Below are 18,001 nucleotides of genomic sequence, written 5' to 3'. Positions count from 1 at the left end.
GCAGAGGTAAAGTGAGAATGAAAAAAGTACTGACCGGCCTGCTGATTGCGGTTTTAGGTTTGGCGGGTCTCCCCGCACACAGTGAACGGATTAAGGATCTGACCACCGTACAGGGCGTGCGTGAGAATGCGCTGATTGGTTACGGGCTGATTGTCGGCCTCGACGGTACCGGTGACCAGACCATGCAGACACCGTTTACCACGCAGAGCCTGAATAACATGCTGTCGCAGATGGGGATCACTGTACCGCCGGGCACCAATATGCAGCTGAAAAACGTGGCGGCGGTGATGGTCACCGCCAAAATGCCGCCGTTTGCCCGCTCCGGCCAGGCGATCGACGTGGTCGTTTCCTCAATGGGTAACGCCAAAAGCCTGCGCGGCGGCACACTGCTGATGACGCCGCTTAAAGGCGTGGATGGTCAGGTGTATGCGCTGGCACAGGGTAATATCCTGGTCGGCGGTGCCGGTGTCAGTGCCGGCGGCAGCAGTGTCAAAGTGAACCAGCTGGCCGGCGGCCGTATCAGCGGCGGAGCGACGATTGAGCGTGAACTGCCGGGCGGATTCGGCCAGAGCGGCGTGATTAATCTCCAGCTGAATGAAGACAGTTTTGCGCTGGCACAGGATATCAGCGACGCGGTGAACCGCATGAACGGTTTCGGTACCGCAACACCGCTGGACTCCCGCACGGTACAGTTACGGGTACCGCAGAGCAGCAGTGACCAGGTGCGTTTCCTGGCACGGGTGCAGGATCTGAATATCCGTCCGCCGCAGAATGAAGCCAAAGTCATCCTGAACTCCCGCACCGGCTCTGTCGTGATTAACCGGACCGTCACGCTCGACAGTTGTGCGGTTGCCCACGGCAGCCTCGCGGTGACGGTTGAGCGCCAGACACAGGTCAGTCAGCCGGACACGCCGTTTGCCGGTGGTCAGACCGTCGTGACCCGCAACACCAATGTCGGGATCCGTGAGCAGGACGGCACACTGAAAAAAGTGAATGCCGGGGCGAATCTCAATCAGGTTATTCAGGCGCTCAATACATTAGGGGCCACACCGACCGACCTGATGTCGATTCTGCAGGCGATGGAAAGTGCCGGTTGTCTGCGGGCGAAGCTGGAGATCATCTGATGAGCGACATACAGTTGATGCAGAGTGCGGCCTACGATGTGCAGTCGCTGGGTAGCCTGAAACAGCAGCTGAATGAAAAACCGCAGGAGGGGCTGCGTCAGGTGACGCAGCAACTGGAAGCGACCTTTGTTCAGATGATGCTCAAAAGCATGCGCGCCGCACTGCCGCAGGACGGATTGTTCTCCAGCGACCAGACCCGGATGCTGACCAGCATGTATGACCAGCAGATAGCCCAAAACCTGTCAGAAAAGGGGCTGGGCTTCGGCGATATGATGTTTAAGCAGCTTTCTGCGGATAATGAACCGGATCTGCCGCTGCGTTCATCAATGATGGCGCTGGATGATGCCACGGTGATTCAGTCCATGCCGCAGCAGGCAATGGCGCAGCTGATGCGGAAATTCAGTTCTGCGGGGGATGCACTGAGTTCACCGCTGAAAAAAGTGCGTGAACTGGGGCTTAACAGTCAGAATTTCATTGCAAAACTGACAGAGCCGGCGAAAGCAGCATCACAGAAAAGTGGTGTGCATCATCTGCTGATCCTGGCACAGGCGGCACTGGAAAGCGGCTGGGGAAAGCGGGAAATTCTGACCGCAGACGGCAAAACCAGTCACAACCTGTTTGGTATCAAAGCCGGTAAGGGTTGGGAAGGTCCGGTCACCAATATCATGACCACCGAGGTTATCAACGGTAAGACCATTAAAATGCGTGATAACTTCCGTGTTTACGGTTCTTATGAAGAGGCGATTGCCGATTACACCCGTCTGCTGACTGAAAATCCGCGTTATCACGGCGTGAAACAGGCGGCCAGTCCGGAGCAGGCGGCACAGCGTCTGCACAAGGCCGGATATGCCACCGACCCGGGCTATTCCGACAAGCTGATTGTCCTCATTAATCAAATCCGCGGCACACCCGCCGCCGCACCGGTGGCTTCCCGTGCTGTACAGGCGTACACCCTCGATTTGAGTGACATTTTCTGACAAATTCACGGCGTAAAAAAAATGCAGTTAACACTAAATTTTTACGCCGTCTTTCCGATAACAAGGTAAGACATAATTTTAAACGGATGCTATCTGCGCTGCATTTTCAGTAAGTCGCCGGGAAAGCAGTCGCCAGAGAAAGGAAAAGCACATGCTGAATAATGTAATGAATAACGCATTAAGCGGAATTAACGCGGCCCAGGGCGGGCTGAGTGTTATTTCCAACAACCTGGCCAACGCCGGGGTGGGTTATTATCACCGCCAGAGCGCGGTATTCGGTGAAAACCCGGGCACAATGACAACCAACGGCTATTTCGGCAACGGCACTTATTTCAGCCATGTCCGCCGTGAGTTCGATGAATTCGTCAATATGCAGTATAACAACGCGCGTTCCCGCAGCGGCGACTACGAAGCATTCATGAAAAATGCCTCCGGGGTGGATGATCTGTTATCCAACAGCACGGATGATCTCGCCGGGATGCTGGGCAGTTTCTTCACCTCGCTGGACGAAGCGGCGAGTGACGCCAGTGACAAAACGCTGGTGGATGTCTTCCTCGGCAAAGCCAAAACCATGGTCAGCCAACTGAAGGAAGCTGACCGCCGTCTGCGTGAGATGGATAACGATGTTAACCATCAGATTGATAATAAAGTTAAAGATATCAATACCTATGCGGAAAAAATTGCCAAACTGAATGAGCAGATCAGCAACTCCCGTGCGGTTAACGGTGCAGAGCCGAATGATTTGCTGGATGTGCGTGACCGCCTGGTGAATGAGCTTAATTCTGTTATCGGCATCAAAGTGATCGAGCAGAACGGCAACTTCAACGTCTCGTTTGCCAACGGCCTGCCGCTGGTGACCGGCGGACGTGCTAACCGTCTGGAAGCGGTGGCTTCCGGTGCGGATGACAGCCGTCTGAGCATCGGTTTTGTTGATTCTGCCGGTAATGTCCGTGAAATCAAAGATGACCAGATCCGTGGTGGTGAGCTGAGCGGTGTTCTGCGTTCCCGCCGTGAAATTATTGACCCGGCAAGACAAAAGCTGAACCAGATGGCGCTGGTCTTTGCGGAAAAATTCAATGAAGTTCACCGCAAAGGCTATGATGCCAACGGCAAGACTGACAAAGATTTCTTTGCGGTCGGCAGCGGCAGTGTGGTCAGCAATACCCACAACAAAGGCAAAGCCGATTTTGATATCAAATACAACGATGTCTCCAAAGTCACCGGTAATAACTACGATGTCAGTTATGACGGCACCAACTGGAATGTGACCCGTCTGCCGGAAGGTATCGCAGTGACCGCGAATTTTGACGGTGCGACCGGCACCTTAAGTTTCGAAGGCATGGACATCAAAATCAGTAACAATACGGCACAGGCCGGAGATAAATTCCTGCTCAAGCCGGTGGATAATGTGATCGGTGGTCTGAACACGCTGGTGACAAATGCGGCAGATTTCGCCGCAGCGGACAGCACCGGTGGTGCCAGCAACAATGAAAATATCAAAGAGCTGGTAAAACTGCAGGATCAGAAACTGGTCGGCGGCACATCAACCCTGTCCGATTTCTATGCATCACTGGTCAATGATGTGGGCAGCAAAGCCAGCCAGGCACAGATTGATTCCGAAGTGCAGAACAAACTGACGGTCAGCTTCTATGAGCAGCAGCAGGGGATTTCCGGCGTTAATACCAACGAAGAAAGTGTCCAGATGCAGAAAATGCAGCAGTTCTTTAATGCCAACGCCAAAGTGCTGTCGACCGTTGATGAGTTATTCAACGTTCTGATGCGTGCATTCTGATTTTGAGTTAAGAAGGAAATTATCATGCGTTTCAGCACCAATTTAATGTTCAGTCAGCGTGTGTCGGATATGAACAATGCCACCGCCCGCTGGATGGAAGCAGGCAGTAAACTGGCGTCCGGTCAGCGTGTCAGCAAACCGTCAGATGACCCGCAGGCATCCGCGCAGGCGGTGCGTGTCACTCAGTCTGAGAACCGCAATCAGCAATATGCATCCACTCGCGGCTATGCCAAAACCGGGATGACATTGCAGATGAGCATTCTCACCCAGATGAATGAAGTATCCACACAGATGGATTCAACGGTTATCCAGGCCTCCAACCAGGGTGCGCTCAGCGATAACGACCGTGCATCACTGGCAGAACAGCTGCAGGGACTGAAAGATCAGCTGGTGTCTCTGGGTAACACGACTGACGGTAACGGCCGTTATATTTTTGGTGGTTATGAATCAGATACGCCACCGTTTGAAGTGGATGCAACGACCGGCGATGTGCTTTACAAAGGCGGCGATAAATCCATTACCCAGAACGTGGGCAGTGATCGTGAAATGATCAGCTATTTTGCCGGTTCGGAAGTGTTTGTCACCACGACAAACGCGAAAGGTGAAAAAGTCGCTGATATGTTTACTGCGATCAACAAAGGTCTGGAAGCACTGAAAATTCCTCAGCAGAATGCCTCACAGGCTGATCTGGACAGAGCCAGAGCCGGGATGGATGAAGCAAACCGCGGTATTAAAGCCGGGATGGATAAAATCTCCAATATTGAAGCGAAACAAGGCTTGCAGTTACAGGAAATCGACAGCCTGGACTTCCTGTCACAGACCCGCCGGATCCAGAATGAAAGCCGTCTGAGCAGCCTGCTTCACACGGACTGGACCAGCACGGTATCGGATTATCAAAAAGAAATGGCGCTGTTCCAGGCCTCACAGGATATTTTTAAAGATCTCAACAGTATGTCACTGTTCAGTCGTTAAATTATCCGGTTTTAGTACTGAATTCCTTTGGCCGTCACTGCGACGGCCTTTTTTTGTGCCGGATACAAGTCAGCGGACAGGGACTATCACCGAATGTTCCGGAAAAGCGCCGGCCGGCCGCAGTTCTTCTGTCAGAAAATCAATGAATGCGCGGATACGCGGAGATTTGCGCGATTCTGCCGGACAGGCAATATGATAAATATGGGATACGGTAGTCCAGGGCTCCAGTACCGGAACCAGTTGCCCGTTTGCCACGGCTTTGCGGGCAATAAAGTCATGCATTATTGCGACGCCGTTACCGGATACCGCCATATAGTATGCGGCCATCACATCCTCATAAAATGCAGCGTCACCACGGGTTTCGATATGTTCAATCTTATTGTTTATCACCAGTGGCCAGCGCAGTGATCTGGTCTGTTCCTGCAAATGCATCTGCAGGCAGTTGTGATGGCGGAGATCTTCCGGGGTATTCAGTGGCGGTGCTTTTTTCAGATAATCCGGTGAGGCATAAATCCGGAACATAGCGAAATCAACCGGGGTGGCAATCCAGTCGGGCAGGTAATTCAGCCAGCTGGTCATGACGATATCGCAATCCGTGCTTTCCTGGCGCGGAATGCGGAAGCGGAGATGAAAATCGACCTCGATTTGCGGATAACGGCGGCGGAATTTCGGCATCAGCGGAAACACCTTCAGATAGGCGTAATCGTTGGGCAGGCAAACACGGATTTTCCCGGCCGGAATGGTTTTCATATCCTGCAGGGCATTCTCTGCATCATACATCGCATCCAGTGCTGTCCTGCAATAGCTGAGGTATTGTTCTCCCGCTTCTGTCAGCCGCACATGGCGGGTGGTTCTGACAAACAGCGGACTGCCCAGCTTCTGTTCCAGCCTCGCAATGGTTTTGCTGACCGCAGCCGGAGAAATATTCAGTACCTGTGCTGCCTGTGAAAAGCTTTGCAGTTCGGCGGCACGGCAGAATAGTTCCAGTGTACCCAGCATCAAATCATCAAAATGACGCGGCATTATTAACCTCAGGTTGGTAATGAAGTGATATCAGAGTAGTTTATTTCACGCAATGAAGAAATATAATAATTTACATCAATTGCAAGTAATAAATCATAATCGAAGGCTATTTATGAAACCACAACAGCGGACTGCCGTCATTACCGATGCAGAAAGTTGTCTGGGGAAAGCGTTAGTCAGAACACTGCTTGATGAACACTACAATGTGATCGGCATATTCAGCAGCGATGAACACATGCAGAGTTTTTTGCAGGAACTGGATAATAAAACCGCATTTTTACCCGTGACCGGTGAAGGTCACTGTACTGATTTTGCCGGACAACTGATGCAGCAGGGTATTATTCGCTTCGGAAATATCGATATTATTATTCATAATTCCGGTGCTTTTCTCAGCAAAACTTATGAAAAAACGACACCGGATGATTTCATGCATTTAATAAACAGTAATATTTATAGTTTATTTAATCTGAGTCAATTGGCGATTAAAAACATGTTGAAAAATCACGGTGGTAAAATTATCGTGGTAACCTCCTGTATTGCCCTGCAACCGTCGCAGAAAATACCGGCTGCACTGAGTGTCCTGGCAAAGGAAGGCGTGCACGGACTGGTCAGAGCACTGGCGCTGGAGTATGCAAAGAAAAATATCCGCGTTAATGCGGTAGCACCGGGGTATATTGAGTCCCCGCTGAATACAGAACTCAATCAGGATTTTATTAATTTAGTCTCACCGGCGGATAAAGTCGGAACCATTAATGATATTATAGAAAGCATTCGTTTTCTGCTGAAATCTGACTATATTAACGGCACTGTAATGCCGGTGGACGGAGGTTATTCAGCAGGAAATTGGTAACCGTGTTATTTCTCAAGTCGTTTTCCGGATTATACACAGCAATATTCATTTGTACGCCATTACCGGATCCGGTAATCACTTTCTCGGTGATTACCGGTTTTTTATTTAAGGGAGATAAGCGGATACTTATGCTGCCCTGACACCGGATATGAGTCAGGTCAGGTTACAGAGAGGCAAACAGATTAAAAATCAGTGAGAGCTGCTCAAACGCCTGATGAATGACCCGCTCGGTAAAGCCCGGCAGGACGGAGATGATCAGGCCCAGCATGCTGATACCGACGGTCAGCGTCAGCGGAAAACCCACCACAAACACAGAAAGCTGCGGTGTCATCCGGTTCAGAATACCCAATGCGAGGTTAAGAATCAGGAACAGGGTGATAAACGGCAGCGCCAGCATTAACCCGTTGAGAAAAATATGGTTAGCCGACTGTACCAGCATGCGGAACCCTTCGCGGTTAAGCGGGGTGACCTGCACAGGAATGAGGTCAAATGAGCTTATCACAATATGGATAAGCCACAGGTGTCCGTCAAATGCGAGAAACAGCAGCAGAGTGATAAGGTTCAGGATACGTGCCAGAATCGGCATGTTCGGCCCGCCGCTCGGGTCAAAGAAGGTGGCGAAGGATAAGCCCATCTGAAGACCGATCACTTCCCCGGCGTGACGGACAGCGGCAAACGCCATCTGCATGGTCAGTCCCATCGCCACACCTATCACCACCTGCTGTAAAATCACCCACAGACCGGGGGCGGAAAACAGCGGGATATTTACCACCGGCAGTTGCGGGGAGACAATCAGAACAGTGAAAAAGGCCAGCATCACCCGCACCTTACTGATTGATTGTTTTTCATTGAAAAACGGTGCCGTACCCAGCAATGCCAGCACCCGGATAAACGGGTAGAATCCCTGGCTCAGCCACAGCGTCAGTGTTTCACTGGTGATACTTAACATAGATCAGCCGATGATAAACGGCAGATTGGTTAACAGTGCACGCATATAGTCAGTGAGCAGATTGAGCATCCACGGACCGGCAATCACAATCACACTGATAACAGACAGAATTTTCGGAATGAATGACAGGGTCATCTCATTCACCTGAGTGGCGGCCTGTAACAGACTTATCAGCAGACCGGCTGCCAGGGCGGCCAGCAGCAGCGGTGCGGCCAGCATCAGGGCGATTTTCATGGCTTCGGTGCCCATCGCCATTACGGATTCCGGTGTCATATCCTCTCCCGACTAAAAAAAAGCTTTGTGATAACGAACCGAGCAGTAACTGCCAGCCATCCACCAGCACAAAAAGCATCAGCTTAAAGGGCAGCGAAACCGTGGCGGGCGGTACCATCATCATCCCGAGTGCCATCAGTACACTGGCAACCACGAGGTCAATAATCAGGAACGGAATAAACAGCGTGAAACCAATCTGGAAGGCGGTTTTCAGCTCACTGGTGATAAAGGCCGGGATCAGAATGCGCATCGGCACATCTTTGGCTTCCTGAATTTCACCCACTTTGGCGATACGGGCAAACAGTGCCAGGTCGTTTTCGCGTGTCTGGCCGAGCATAAATGTGCGCAGTGGTGCAGTACCGCGATCCAGTGCCGTTTCCAGGCTGATTTTGTCTTCACTGAACGGACGGTAAGCATCTTCGTAGACTTTATCGAACACCGGTGACATCACGAAAAACGTCAGAAACAGGGCCAGTCCCAGCAGAACCTGGTTCGGCGGTGCGGACGGTGTCCCGAGTGCGTTGCGTAATAAACCCAGCACAATAATGATGCGGGTAAAACTGGTGGTCATCAGCAGCAGAGCAGGGATAAAGCCCAGCAGTGTCAGAAACAGCAGGGTCTGAACCGGCAGAGACCAGCTCTGGCCGCCGTCCGGCAGCACATGACTGACGACGCCCGGCAGTGAAGCCTGCGCCTGCGGAACCAGCAGAAACAGAGCGAGTGCGGGAATGGCGCGTTTGAGCAATGACATCATGAAAAATCTCAGCGTGGTTCGTCAGCCGGTACCGCATCTTTATTTGCGGTACGTTTGGTTTTCAGCAGTGCCTGAAAGGCGGAAGGGGCATCAGTTACCGCCGCCGGGTCAGCCGGACAGCGGTGCAGCAGATTAACCGACTGTGCGGTCACACCCAGAACCAGCCATTCACCCTGAATCTCCGCCACCACCAGCCGTTCTTTGTTTCCCAGAGAACAGGTGCTTCTGATATTCAGCAGCGGATTTTTGCCGGCCAGTTTTGCGGTAAAGCCGAATTTGCGGACAAACCAGGTCAGTCCCAGGATCAGCAGAATAATGCCGCTGAGTGCGCCGGACACCTGAATCAGGCTGTCCGTGCTGTTAATCGCCTGAGAACCCACTGCGGGCGGCGGCAGGGCGACGGAAGAAAAAACGGCATTATCTGCCGTTTTCTCTGCGGCCGGTAAAACAGGGGTGCCGGATGCGGTCGGTGTCATATCAGCGGCTCAGGCGGCGCATACGTTCAGACGGGGTGATAATATCCGTGATGCGGATACCGTAATTGTCAGAGACCACCACCACTTCACCCTGGGCAATCAGATAGCCATTGATCAGGATATCCAGCGGTTCACCGGCCAGCCCGTCCAGTGCCACCACCGAGCCCTGGGATAAACTCAGCAGCTTCTTGATGGTCATTTTTGTCCGGCCCAGTTCCACAGAGAGACGGACAGGGATATCCATAATCAGATTGATATCAGACAGCTGATTCAGCGGATTCTGGCTGTCGAGATTATCAAACGCCTGGTTGTTCCCGGTTTCTGCTTTTTTTTGTTGTTCCATTGCCTCTGCCCACAGAGACTCGCCATCGTGTTCCGGGTTCATATCAGGAGTGTTGTTCGCCTCACTCATTGGTTTTTTCCTCGTCCAGAGTGTTTAATACAGGATTAATCAAATGTTCCACACGCAATGCATACTGGCCGTCCCGGGTGCCGTACTGACTGGTCAGTACCGGTACGCCGTCCACACTGACAATCAGGCGATCCGGTTTCTCCACCGGGATCACATCCCCTTTCTGCAGTTGCAGTAATTTTGAAATCCGCAGCGGGATTTCAGCAAAATTCGCGACCAGCTCCAGCTCGGAATGCTTCACCTGTGTCACCAGGCTGGATACCCAGGCTTCATTTTCCTGGTGACCGTGCTCCATCGGCGGGTTAATCAGCCGCTCGCGGATCGGTTCAATCATGGCAATCGGAATACAGATGCTCAGCTCACCCACGGTATTACCGATCTCCACCAGGAAGGAGGTGGTGACCACGATATCGTTGGGGGAGGTGGTGATATTGGTGAATTTCACCTGCATTTCTGAGCGCACATATTCCACATCCACTTCAGCAATCGGCTTCCACGCATCGCGGTAAGCGTTCAGTGCCAGTTTCAGCATACGGTGGATAATGCGCTGTTCGGTGTTGGTGAATTCCCGGCCTTCGGAACGGACCGGAAAACGGCCGTCACCGCCGAACAGGTTATCGACAGCGATATAGACCAGCGCCGGTTCAAAGGTGAACAGTGCGGTTCCGCGCAGCGGCGGCATATGCACAAGGTTCAGGTTGGTCGGCACCGGCAGGTTACGGGCAAATTCATGATAAGGTTCAATTTTGATACCACCGACAGTGATATCAGGACTGCGGCGCAGCATGTTGAACAATCCCATCCGGAACTGACGGGCAAAACGCTCGTTAATAATTTCCAGGGACTGCATACGCTCGCGGATAACGCGGCGCTGGGTATTCGGGTCATAAGGACGGACTTTGTCCTTACCTTTATTGAGTGCTGTGTCGGCAGGCTGCGGCTCTGACGGCGAGTCACCATTGAGCAGCGCGTCTATCTCTGCCTGAGATAAAATATTATCGCTCATCAGTTTTACCGGAGAATAAAGGTGGTGAATAACACATCCGAAATTTCCTGATCCGGCTGTCCCTGTACCACGGTCGGGGCTAAGGTGGTTTTAACTGCCTTCATCAGCTGAAGTTTGCCGTCATGGGTTCCGAGTATCTGCGGGGACTGCTGTGAGAGCAGAAGTAACAGGCGGCTGCGGACTTCCGGCAGATACTCATGGAGCTGTTTGCGGGAACGCTCGTTGGCCAGACGCAGTGTCATATCAATATACAGCACACGATCACGGCCGTTATTCATACCGGGAAGATTCACGGTAAACGGTTCAATGCCCATAAAGATAGGCTCAGGCATATTGGCCCGTTTCTCGTCTGCGGTACCGGCGGTGGTACTCTCCTGGTGAGAAGACCACCAGCTGTAACCCCCGAAACCTGCTCCTGCGAGGGCAATCAGGGCGAAAATAACCAGTAACCCGGTATTGGAACCTTTTGAGGCATTGCGTGAAGACGACATGTTAACTGAATTCCTATTTCTTGATAGCAAAACCCGGCAGGGGTTTCATACTCTGTAAGCCCACCCATTATGGCGTGCTTCTGAAGGACTAAAGGGGGGGAAAAACGAAACAAAAAGGCGGTAACTCGGGGCTTTAGTCCCCGGTACCGCCGTTATGTACAGGAATCAGGCGAAGGTATCGATTCCGCCGCGGGCGCGGGCGTCATGAAGTGCTGACGGGCGGACAGGGGTATCTGTGCTGACATTCACGCCGCTGATGCTTCCGGCAGACGTAATACCATCAGCACTGCCGCCGCTGTGACGATCATCACCGGAACCCTGCTGATTACCGTGATACTCCTGACCGACGGAGCTTTGCGCCAGGTGGATCCCGCTCTCCTGAAGGGCGTTGCGCAGCACCGGCATCATGGATTCCATCGCGGCGCGGACGTGGCTGTGCGGGGAGACAAAGTGCATCACCGCCTGATTATCCTCAATTTTAAGATGGATATTCAGGGAGCCCAGCTCTTCCGGATGCAGACGCAACTGTGCCTGCTGTAATCCCTGACGGGAGAAATAGATCATATTCTGGCTGACCTGCTGCTGCCACAGTTCACTGCCGAGCTGCGCGGTCAGCTGCATGGACGGCTGAGCCACCGGGGCATTGGTCTGCGCAGCGGTACTCTGAGCCGCCGCCGGCATCAGTACCGGGCTCTGGACGGCAGTATGGCTGCCCGGTGCGGTGACAGTCTGAAAGGCACTGCTTTCTGTTTTGATACTGAATGCGCTTTTGCTGTTATCCGCACCGGTGGTATCAGTGGCGGACGCCAGCGATAACGGCACGGAAGTGTCAGCGGATTTCTTATTCAGCGGTAAAAAATCCTCCGGCAGTGCTTTCGGGTCCGGTTTCTGTGCATCGGTCAGTGAAAAACGCGGCTGATCCACCCGCTGCTTTGATTTGTCATCCGTAAACAGGGTGCGTGCGTCGTTATTTTCATCCGTGATCAGCGGCTTATCGCCGGTTTCAGCCAGTAAATCTTCCGGCAGCTCTGTGGTTTTGGTGACGTTTTTTCCGCTGTCATCAATCTGCAGCTTTGTGTCCGCGGCCGGTTTCTCCGCCGCGCGGCTGTCCCGTCCGCTCAGGCGCTCTTTCAGTGCCGCTAGCAGGGCATTGTCCGTTTCACCTTCTGTTTGCGGTAATGCAGGTGCATCATCCCCGCTGGTCAGCAATTTTGCATCCAGCTCAGGTGCGGCAGCATCCCCGGCAAGGCGGCGGGAGAAATTCAGTTGTGCCATGGTGTCGGCACCGGTCTGTTTTTCCTGTGCGGAGACCGCTTTACCCTCTGCGGCCTGTTTATGCGCGGCAGTGTCATTACGGGTCTGTTTTACCGCATGTACAGCCTGTGCCGGTTTTTCCGGGCGCGGCTGCTGTGCATCCATTACGGCCTGAAACGGCAGGGCGGTTGCCTGTGCATCTTCCGCACGCGGTGATTCCTGTTTATTCAATGCGTTGTCAGCAGAACTGACCACTTTGGTACCGGCATTGACATCCATTAACGGGTTCTCCATAAAGTCGCACGCTGGGCAAATTCATCCATCTGCTTTTGCTCCAGCCGGTTTTGTCGTTGATTTTTTGCATGATCCGCACGGCGGATCAGAGTATCGAAGGCATTGACGCGCTGTTGTTTTTCCTGCCAGTGGCGGTTGGCATCACTGACGCGCTGCTCCCACAGGTTCAACTGACTCTGCTGCTGTTCAATGGTCAGTTCGAGAGTGACCAGAAACTGCTGATAGTTCTGCCATTTATCGGCAGCCATCCCGGTATGCAGTGTCTGATTCAGCTTCTGCCGGTAATCAGCCTGATAATTCTCCAGCATGGTCAGTTGCTGACTCATCTGTGTGTGGGTCTGACGAACCTGCGCCAGTACTTTAGCCGCCTCTTCGGCGGCCTCTTCAGCTAAATTTAACAACGTGGTGAGTGCATGCGTGTTTGACATTGACGACCTCGTTATGCGTCCGGTATCACCTGACTGAGCTGCTCACAGGCGGCCGGGTAGTCACAGCGCTCATCGATATCCTGCTGCAGAAACTTCGCCATATACGGGAACAGCTGAATGGCCTCATCCAGCATCGGGTCACTGCCTGCCGCGTAGGCACCGACATTAATCAGATCGCGGTTGCGCTGGTAAGCGGAGGTCAGCTGTTTGAAACGCTGAATTTTCCGGTAATGGCTTTTCTCAATCAGCTCGGTCATGGCACGGCTGATGGAGGCTTCGATATCGATAGCAGGGTAGTGTCCGGATTCCGCCAGGGAACGCGAAAGCACGATATGGCCGTCAAGAATGGCCCGTGCGGAGTCAGCGATCGGATCCTGCTGGTCATCCCCTTCGGTCAGTACAGTGTAAAACGCGGTGACAGAACCGCCGTTTTTACCGTTGCCTGCCCGTTCGACCAGTGCCGGTAATTTTGCGAACACCGACGGAGGATAGCCTTTTGTCGCCGGCGGTTCTCCGATGGCGAGCGCAATTTCACGCTGTGCCATACTGTAACGGGTCAGTGAATCCATAATTAACAGCACATTGCGACCCAGATCACGGTAATATTCCGCGATCCGCGTGGCATAGGAGGCACCCTGCATCCGCAGCAGCGGGGAAACGTCCGCCGGTGCCGCGACAACCACCGCACGCTGAAGTCCTTCCGCGCCGAGGATGTTCTCGATAAAATCTTTTACTTCGCGGCCGCGCTCACCAATCAGCCCGACCACAATAATGTCCGCCTGTGTGAAACGCGCCATCATGCCGAGCAGCACACTTTTCCCGACACCGGAACCGGCAAACAGCCCCATACGCTGACCACGTCCGACGGTCAGAAGGGCGTTGATAGCGCGGACACCGACATCCAGCACACTGTTAATCGGCGACCGTTCCAGCGGGTTGATTGGCGGCGTAATCAGCGGGGCGCGGATTTTGGCTTCCAGCGGCCCTTTGCCGTCCAGCGGGTTACCGGAGGCATCAAGGATACGGCCGAGCAGTTCATCACCCAGCGGCAGCTGGCGGCTGGTCTGCCCGCCGCTTCCGGTGGATTGTGCATAGACACGGGCACCCGGCGCGATACCTTCCAGCTCTGCCAGCGGCATCAGCAGCATACGCGGCCCGTTAAAACCGACCACTTCACAGATAACTTCTTCGGTGTTCCCGTTGATCACGCGCTCGATAAAACAGGTGGCGCCGAGCGGCATTTTGATACCCTCGGCTTCCATCACCAGCCCGGTAATTTTGGTCAGACGTCCGTAATGGCGGGTCATCGCCACGCCGGACATCCGGGATTCAAAACCTTCCAGTGCGCCTATCCAGCGGCCAATCCGCGCGGTCATAACAAGGTCTCCGGCGCGTATAACCGGCACAGCTCCTGCCAGCGGGTGGCGACACTCATATCGATTTCGCCGTCATCCGCCACCACACGGCATCCGCCCGCATGCAGCTGCGGATCCGGTACCAGACGCCAGCCGTTCAGACTGAGCTGGGTACCGATATGCTGCTCGATCATCTCAACATGTGCCGGGTTGACCCGCAGCTCCGGCTGACCGGCAAACAGCGGTTTCTGCTGAAGCAGACGGCTGATCTCTTCGAGCAGTGCGGTACCGTCACAGACGGCAGGCTGACCGAGCACCTGGCGGGCGGCGGTCAGGGCAATCTGCAGCAGTTTGGTGGTTACCACGCTGTCAAAACTGTCGAGAGAATAACTGAACTCGGATAACAGTTTCTGCCACGCTTCCGTGACCGGTTGCTGTTCTGCCAGTACCTGCTGACGACCCTGTTCAGCGCCGTCCTGCAGACCCTGAGTAAATCCGGCATCATAACCGGCTTTCTGTCCCTGCTCATGGCCGGACTGAAAACCGCTGCGCTGCGCTTCTTCTTTCAGATTATCCAGCAGATTGATCTGCTCGAGCACCTCTTTCGGCTCCAGGCAGGGTACTTTGGGTTTTTCCGGTTCCGGCTCATCGGACAGGGCAGGGAGCACAGAGGAATTCAGATCCCACTGATTCAGCTCCCGCGGCTGCCAGCGCTTCCACGGCAGGCCGGTGTTTTCCTTATCAGACATAGACATCGTCACCACCACCAATCACAATTTCGCCGGTTTCCATCAGACGGCGGACAATCAGCAGAATAGATTTCTGTTCATTCTCAACCTGCGACATACGCACCGGTGAACGGGACTCCAGATCATCACGGACAATCTCAGCCGCACGGGTGGACATATTGCGCAGGAAGTGTTCGCGCAGCTCTTCGTTGCAGCCTTTCAGTGCAATAACCAGCGAGTCGTTGGAGACATCCTGAAGGATGCGCTGGATACTGCGGTTGTCCACTTCGATAAGGTTCTCGAACAGGAACATTTCGTCGATAATCCGCTGTGCCAGTTCGCCGTCGTAATCGCGCATTGCCCCGATAACACCTTCTTCCTGCTGACTTTTCATCAGGTTGATGATCTCGGCTGCGGTTCTCACGCCACCCATTTTGCTGCGCTTGAGGTTCTGGCCGTCCAGCAGATTGTTGAGGACTTCGGTCAGTTCCGCCAGTGCCGCCGGCTGCACACCACCAAAGGTGGCGATACGCAGCATGATGTCGTTGCGCTGGCGTTCGTCGAACAGTTCGAGCACATCGGCGGCCAGGTTGCGTTTTAAATGCACCAGGATGGTGGCGATAATCTGCGGATGTTCGTCGCGGATAATATCGGCCACAGTCTGCGGCTCCATATAGTTGAGGCTTTCGATCCCGGACGCACTTTCGTGCTTCTCGAGGATATCTTCCAGCAGGCTGGCGGCGCGGTCTTCACCCAGCGCCTTAACCAGCACGGAACGCAGATAATCATTGGTATTGATGTTCAGCGCCGCATACTGAATCGCCGCTTCCTCAAACTCAGTCAGGACTTCCGCCAGCTCGGCATTGGAGACCTGACGCATGTTGGAGACCGCCATACTCAGCTGCTGGACTTCTTTATTGTTCAGGTGTTTAAAGACCTCGGCGGCCTGGTCCTCACCGAGCGTCATCAGCATGACGGCGCTCTTTTCTGTTCCGCTTAAATTCATTGTGCTTTTCCTAACCACTGACTGATAACCATTGCCACAACCTGAGGATCTTTATCCGCCATCTCACGGATACGCTGACTCTGAATTTCGGCGCTGACACGCTGACGGGTCAGGCGGCGGCGGGTTTTCTCGTCCATATCGTCACTGATAACATCATCAGCCACGAGCGGGGTCTTCATCTGAGTCGCCTTAAACATACGGGCTTCTGCTTCCGCCTGCTGTGCTTTGCGGTAACGCTGCCACTGCGGTCTGATACCTTTGCGCCACAGCAGCCAGCCCACCAGTAACAGCAGCAGGATCTTGCCGTACTCCAGTGCCTGCGCAATGATGACCGGGCTTGTGAAGAGCGACGGCTCTTCAGTTAGCTGACCTTCATCGGTAAAGCGGGAGTTGGTTATGCTCAGGCTGTCACCGCGGCTGACGGAATACCCCATCGCTTCGCGGGTCAGCGATTCAATCTCTTTAATCATTTCCGGCGGCAGCGGCTGCATTTCTTCGGTGCCGTCTTCTTTCTTCTGCGGCAGCCAGTTAATAATTACCGCGACAGAGAGACGGTCAACCACGCCAATCTGGCGCTGGGTATGACTGATTTTGCGATCCACTTCGTAGTTTGTGGTCTTATCACTCTGCGAATTAATGTTGCTGTTACTTTTATTATCGGCAGGAGATGCATTTTTGTTATCTTTTGTATCCGCTTTTGCTGTTTCAACAGGGGCGGAAGGGGCACTGACCGGCTGATTGGATAATGCCCCCGGCACGCCGCCCGGGCCGCCGTTGCTGTTCTGCTGACTCTGGCTGCTCTGACGCGAGCGGACAGCGGCGGAATCCGGCTGCTGGTTTGGTTTGTATTCTTCGGCGGTCTGTTCGACTTTGGAATAATCCACCTGAGCGGTTACCTGCGCCTGTACGTTGGCACGGCCGACCAGCGGGGCAAGCAGGTCTTCAATACGTTGTTTGAGACGTGCTTCAGTTTCCTGGGTCAGACGCATCTGCGACGTGCTGACAGACTGCTGGCTGTTATCATTGTTTGTCAGCAGACGTCCGGTCTGGTCAACAATAATAACGTTGGAGGAGGTTAATCCTGACACACTGCCGGAGACCATATGCACAATCGCACTGATCTGACCTTCATCCAGTGCGCGGCCCGGCAGCAATCCGACGGTGACGGAGGCTGTCGGTGATTTCTGCTCGCGGACAAACAGGGTCGGTTTCGGGATCGCCAGATGCACCCGCGCGGTCTGTACCGGGCTGAGTGATTCGATAGTGCGTGACAGTTCCCCTTCGAGGGCGCGCTGATAGTTCACCTGCTCACTGAACTGACTGATACCGAACTGCTCTTTATCCAGCAGTTCAAAACCGGTATTACCGCCTTTCGGCAGACCGGCCTGAGCCAGTTTCAGACGCAGCTCATGCACTTTATCAGCAGGTACCAGAATGGCACTGCCGTTATCCGCAAGCTGGTAAGGCATATTCATCTGTGTCAGCTGGCTGACAATATCGCCGCCGTCTTTGGCACTCAGGTTACTGAGCAGAACGCGGTAATCCGGGCTGCGCATCCAGAGGAACAGCGCAACAATAACGGCAATTGCAGCCGCGCCGGCGACCATCAGCGGAACCTTCGGATCAGCCTTAATACGGTCAATAATCAGGGCGAATCCCTTTTTGGTATCTCCGGTGTCTTGTGGTGCGGCACTCATAAACATTCCCTGCCTTGCAGATTTGACGGGTGAAAATAGTTTTGGCGAAACAACGTAATTTCCCTCTTTGTAACGTCACTTTTTTACGCTGCTATTATTCCCTGCAAATAACAAATCTAATGACAGAATCAGCCTGTGAT

At 53.5% G+C, this 18,001-nt stretch carries 18 protein-coding genes and 1 pseudogene; 5 read left to right on the top strand and 14 right to left on the bottom strand.

What is annotated here, in order from left to right; translation table 11 throughout:
- Window positions 1-17: 17 nt before the first annotated feature.
- From JL661_RS10945 to flgL, 4 genes are all read left to right on the top strand, one after another.
- Complete coding sequence (locus JL661_RS10945) at window positions 18-1,124, top strand: flagellar basal body P-ring protein FlgI (protein ID WP_004236832.1); 1,107 nt, start codon at window positions 18-20, stop codon at window positions 1,122-1,124.
- Window positions 1,124-2,101, top strand: a complete 978-nt coding sequence (gene flgJ, locus JL661_RS10940; RefSeq protein WP_015422626.1) for a flagellar assembly peptidoglycan hydrolase FlgJ — start codon at window positions 1,124-1,126, stop codon at window positions 2,099-2,101. Before JL661_RS10945 ends, flgJ begins: the two co-directional genes overlap by 1 nt.
- A 151-nt stretch (window positions 2,102-2,252) precedes the next feature.
- Window positions 2,253-3,893 carry a flagellar hook-associated protein FlgK gene (gene flgK / locus JL661_RS10935; protein WP_004236830.1) on the top strand — a complete coding sequence of 547 codons (1,641 nt, stop codon included), beginning with the start codon at window positions 2,253-2,255 and terminating at the stop codon, window positions 3,891-3,893.
- 24 nt (window positions 3,894-3,917) lie between these two features.
- Entirely contained in the window at window positions 3,918-4,865 is a 948-nt protein-coding gene (flgL, locus tag JL661_RS10930; protein WP_004236829.1) for a flagellar hook-associated protein FlgL, read from the top strand.
- 69 nt (window positions 4,866-4,934) lie between these two features.
- On the opposite strand, the gene JL661_RS10925 is transcribed toward flgL, so the two are convergent.
- Entirely contained in the window at window positions 4,935-5,888 is a 954-nt protein-coding gene (locus tag JL661_RS10925) for a LysR family transcriptional regulator (RefSeq protein WP_049240387.1), read from the bottom strand.
- 52 nt (window positions 5,889-5,940) lie between these two features.
- On the opposite strand from JL661_RS10925, the gene JL661_RS10920 reads away from it, so the two are divergent.
- Window positions 5,941-6,738, top strand: coding sequence for an SDR family NAD(P)-dependent oxidoreductase (locus JL661_RS10920; protein ID WP_225902762.1), 798 nt, complete (start codon window positions 5,941-5,943; stop codon window positions 6,736-6,738).
- A 163-nt stretch (window positions 6,739-6,901) separates the two neighbouring features.
- Here JL661_RS10920 and fliR read toward each other — a convergent pair whose 3' ends face one another.
- The 13 genes and pseudogenes from fliR to fliF form a co-directional block, all read right to left on the bottom strand.
- A complete protein-coding gene (gene fliR, locus JL661_RS10915) occupies window positions 6,902-7,687 on the bottom strand; it encodes a flagellar biosynthetic protein FliR (RefSeq protein ID WP_046024334.1) in 786 nt (261 codons plus the stop codon).
- Window positions 7,688-7,690: 3 nt separating this feature from the next.
- Complete coding sequence (gene fliQ / locus JL661_RS10910) at window positions 7,691-7,960, bottom strand: flagellar biosynthesis protein FliQ (protein WP_004236823.1); 270 nt, start codon at window positions 7,958-7,960, stop codon at window positions 7,691-7,693.
- Between the two features lie 16 nt (window positions 7,961-7,976).
- Window positions 7,977-8,711, bottom strand: a pseudogene (gene fliP, locus JL661_RS10905) (flagellar type III secretion system pore protein FliP); the annotation flags it as partial.
- 11 nt (window positions 8,712-8,722) lie between these two features.
- Window positions 8,723-9,190, bottom strand: coding sequence for a flagellar biosynthetic protein FliO (gene fliO / locus JL661_RS10900; RefSeq protein WP_032098790.1), 468 nt, complete (start codon window positions 9,188-9,190; stop codon window positions 8,723-8,725).
- Between the two features lies 1 nt (window position 9,191).
- Window positions 9,192-9,602 (bottom strand): flagellar motor switch protein FliN, encoded by a 411-nt coding sequence (gene fliN, locus JL661_RS10895; protein WP_004240045.1) that lies wholly within the window; start codon window positions 9,600-9,602, stop codon window positions 9,192-9,194.
- Window positions 9,595-10,608, bottom strand: coding sequence for a flagellar motor switch protein FliM (gene fliM / locus JL661_RS10890; protein ID WP_004236819.1), 1,014 nt, complete (start codon window positions 10,606-10,608; stop codon window positions 9,595-9,597). The genes fliN and fliM overlap by 8 nt, the downstream gene beginning before the upstream one ends.
- A gap of 5 nt (window positions 10,609-10,613) precedes the next feature.
- A complete protein-coding gene (fliL, locus tag JL661_RS10885) occupies window positions 10,614-11,099 on the bottom strand; it encodes a flagellar basal body-associated protein FliL (RefSeq protein ID WP_004236818.1) in 486 nt (161 codons plus the stop codon).
- Window positions 11,100-11,264: 165 nt separating this feature from the next.
- Window positions 11,265-12,647, bottom strand: coding sequence for a flagellar hook-length control protein FliK (locus tag JL661_RS10880; protein ID WP_225310100.1), 1,383 nt, complete (start codon window positions 12,645-12,647; stop codon window positions 11,265-11,267).
- Window positions 12,632-13,075 (bottom strand): flagellar export protein FliJ, encoded by a 444-nt coding sequence (fliJ, locus tag JL661_RS10875; RefSeq protein ID WP_062772510.1) that lies wholly within the window; start codon window positions 13,073-13,075, stop codon window positions 12,632-12,634. Before fliJ ends, JL661_RS10880 begins: the two co-directional genes overlap by 16 nt.
- Window positions 13,076-13,086: 11 nt before the next feature.
- Window positions 13,087-14,451: a flagellar protein export ATPase FliI gene (fliI, locus tag JL661_RS10870; RefSeq protein WP_004236815.1), complete on the bottom strand. Its 1,365-nt coding sequence runs from the start codon at window positions 14,449-14,451 to the stop codon at window positions 13,087-13,089.
- Window positions 14,448-15,179, bottom strand: coding sequence for a flagellar assembly protein FliH (fliH, locus tag JL661_RS10865; RefSeq protein ID WP_036418442.1), 732 nt, complete (start codon window positions 15,177-15,179; stop codon window positions 14,448-14,450). The genes fliI and fliH overlap by 4 nt, the downstream gene beginning before the upstream one ends.
- A complete protein-coding gene (fliG, locus tag JL661_RS10860) occupies window positions 15,172-16,164 on the bottom strand; it encodes a flagellar motor switch protein FliG (RefSeq protein WP_004236813.1) in 993 nt (330 codons plus the stop codon). The genes fliH and fliG overlap by 8 nt, the downstream gene beginning before the upstream one ends.
- Window positions 16,161-17,861 (bottom strand): flagellar basal-body MS-ring/collar protein FliF, encoded by a 1,701-nt coding sequence (fliF, locus tag JL661_RS10855; protein ID WP_150974909.1) that lies wholly within the window; start codon window positions 17,859-17,861, stop codon window positions 16,161-16,163. The genes fliG and fliF overlap by 4 nt, the downstream gene beginning before the upstream one ends.
- Between the last annotated feature and the right edge of the window lie 140 nt (window positions 17,862-18,001).

Origin of the sequence: Morganella morganii, assembly GCF_019243775.1 — a bacterium.
Classification (GTDB): Bacteria; Pseudomonadota; Gammaproteobacteria; order Enterobacterales; family Enterobacteriaceae; genus Morganella; species Morganella morganii.
Note: the sequence above shows the minus strand (reverse complement) of the source record. Positions and strands in the feature narration are given on the sequence as shown.

Coding starts and splice junctions, on each gene's coding strand:
- JL661_RS10920 (WP_225902762.1), top strand. CDS start 5,941: ATGAAGAAATATAATAATTTACATCAATTGCAAGTAATAAATCATAAT.
- fliN (WP_004240045.1), bottom strand. CDS start 9,602: ATGAGTGAGGCGAACAACACTCCTGATATGAACCCGGAACACGATGGC.
- flgJ (WP_015422626.1), top strand. CDS start 1,124: ATGAGCGACATACAGTTGATGCAGAGTGCGGCCTACGATGTGCAGTCG.
- flgL (WP_004236829.1), top strand. CDS start 3,918: ATGCGTTTCAGCACCAATTTAATGTTCAGTCAGCGTGTGTCGGATATG.
- fliJ (WP_062772510.1), bottom strand. CDS start 13,075: ATGTCAAACACGCATGCACTCACCACGTTGTTAAATTTAGCTGAAGAG.
- fliH (WP_036418442.1), bottom strand. CDS start 15,179: ATGTCTGATAAGGAAAACACCGGCCTGCCGTGGAAGCGCTGGCAGCCG.
- fliG (WP_004236813.1), bottom strand. CDS start 16,164: ATGAATTTAAGCGGAACAGAAAAGAGCGCCGTCATGCTGATGACGCTC.
- JL661_RS10945 (WP_004236832.1), top strand. CDS start 18: ATGAAAAAAGTACTGACCGGCCTGCTGATTGCGGTTTTAGGTTTGGCG.
- fliL (WP_004236818.1), bottom strand. CDS start 11,099: ATGTCGTCTTCACGCAATGCCTCAAAAGGTTCCAATACCGGGTTACTG.
- JL661_RS10880 (WP_225310100.1), bottom strand. CDS start 12,647: ATGGAGAACCCGTTAATGGATGTCAATGCCGGTACCAAAGTGGTCAGT.
- flgK (WP_004236830.1), top strand. CDS start 2,253: ATGCTGAATAATGTAATGAATAACGCATTAAGCGGAATTAACGCGGCC.
- fliM (WP_004236819.1), bottom strand. CDS start 10,608: ATGAGCGATAATATTTTATCTCAGGCAGAGATAGACGCGCTGCTCAAT.
- fliQ (WP_004236823.1), bottom strand. CDS start 7,960: ATGACACCGGAATCCGTAATGGCGATGGGCACCGAAGCCATGAAAATC.
- fliF (WP_150974909.1), bottom strand. CDS start 17,861: ATGAGTGCCGCACCACAAGACACCGGAGATACCAAAAAGGGATTCGCC.
- JL661_RS10925 (WP_049240387.1), bottom strand. CDS start 5,888: ATGCCGCGTCATTTTGATGATTTGATGCTGGGTACACTGGAACTATTC.
- fliI (WP_004236815.1), bottom strand. CDS start 14,451: ATGACCGCGCGGATTGGCCGCTGGATAGGCGCACTGGAAGGTTTTGAA.
- fliO (WP_032098790.1), bottom strand. CDS start 9,190: ATGACACCGACCGCATCCGGCACCCCTGTTTTACCGGCCGCAGAGAAA.
- fliR (WP_046024334.1), bottom strand. CDS start 7,687: ATGTTAAGTATCACCAGTGAAACACTGACGCTGTGGCTGAGCCAGGGA.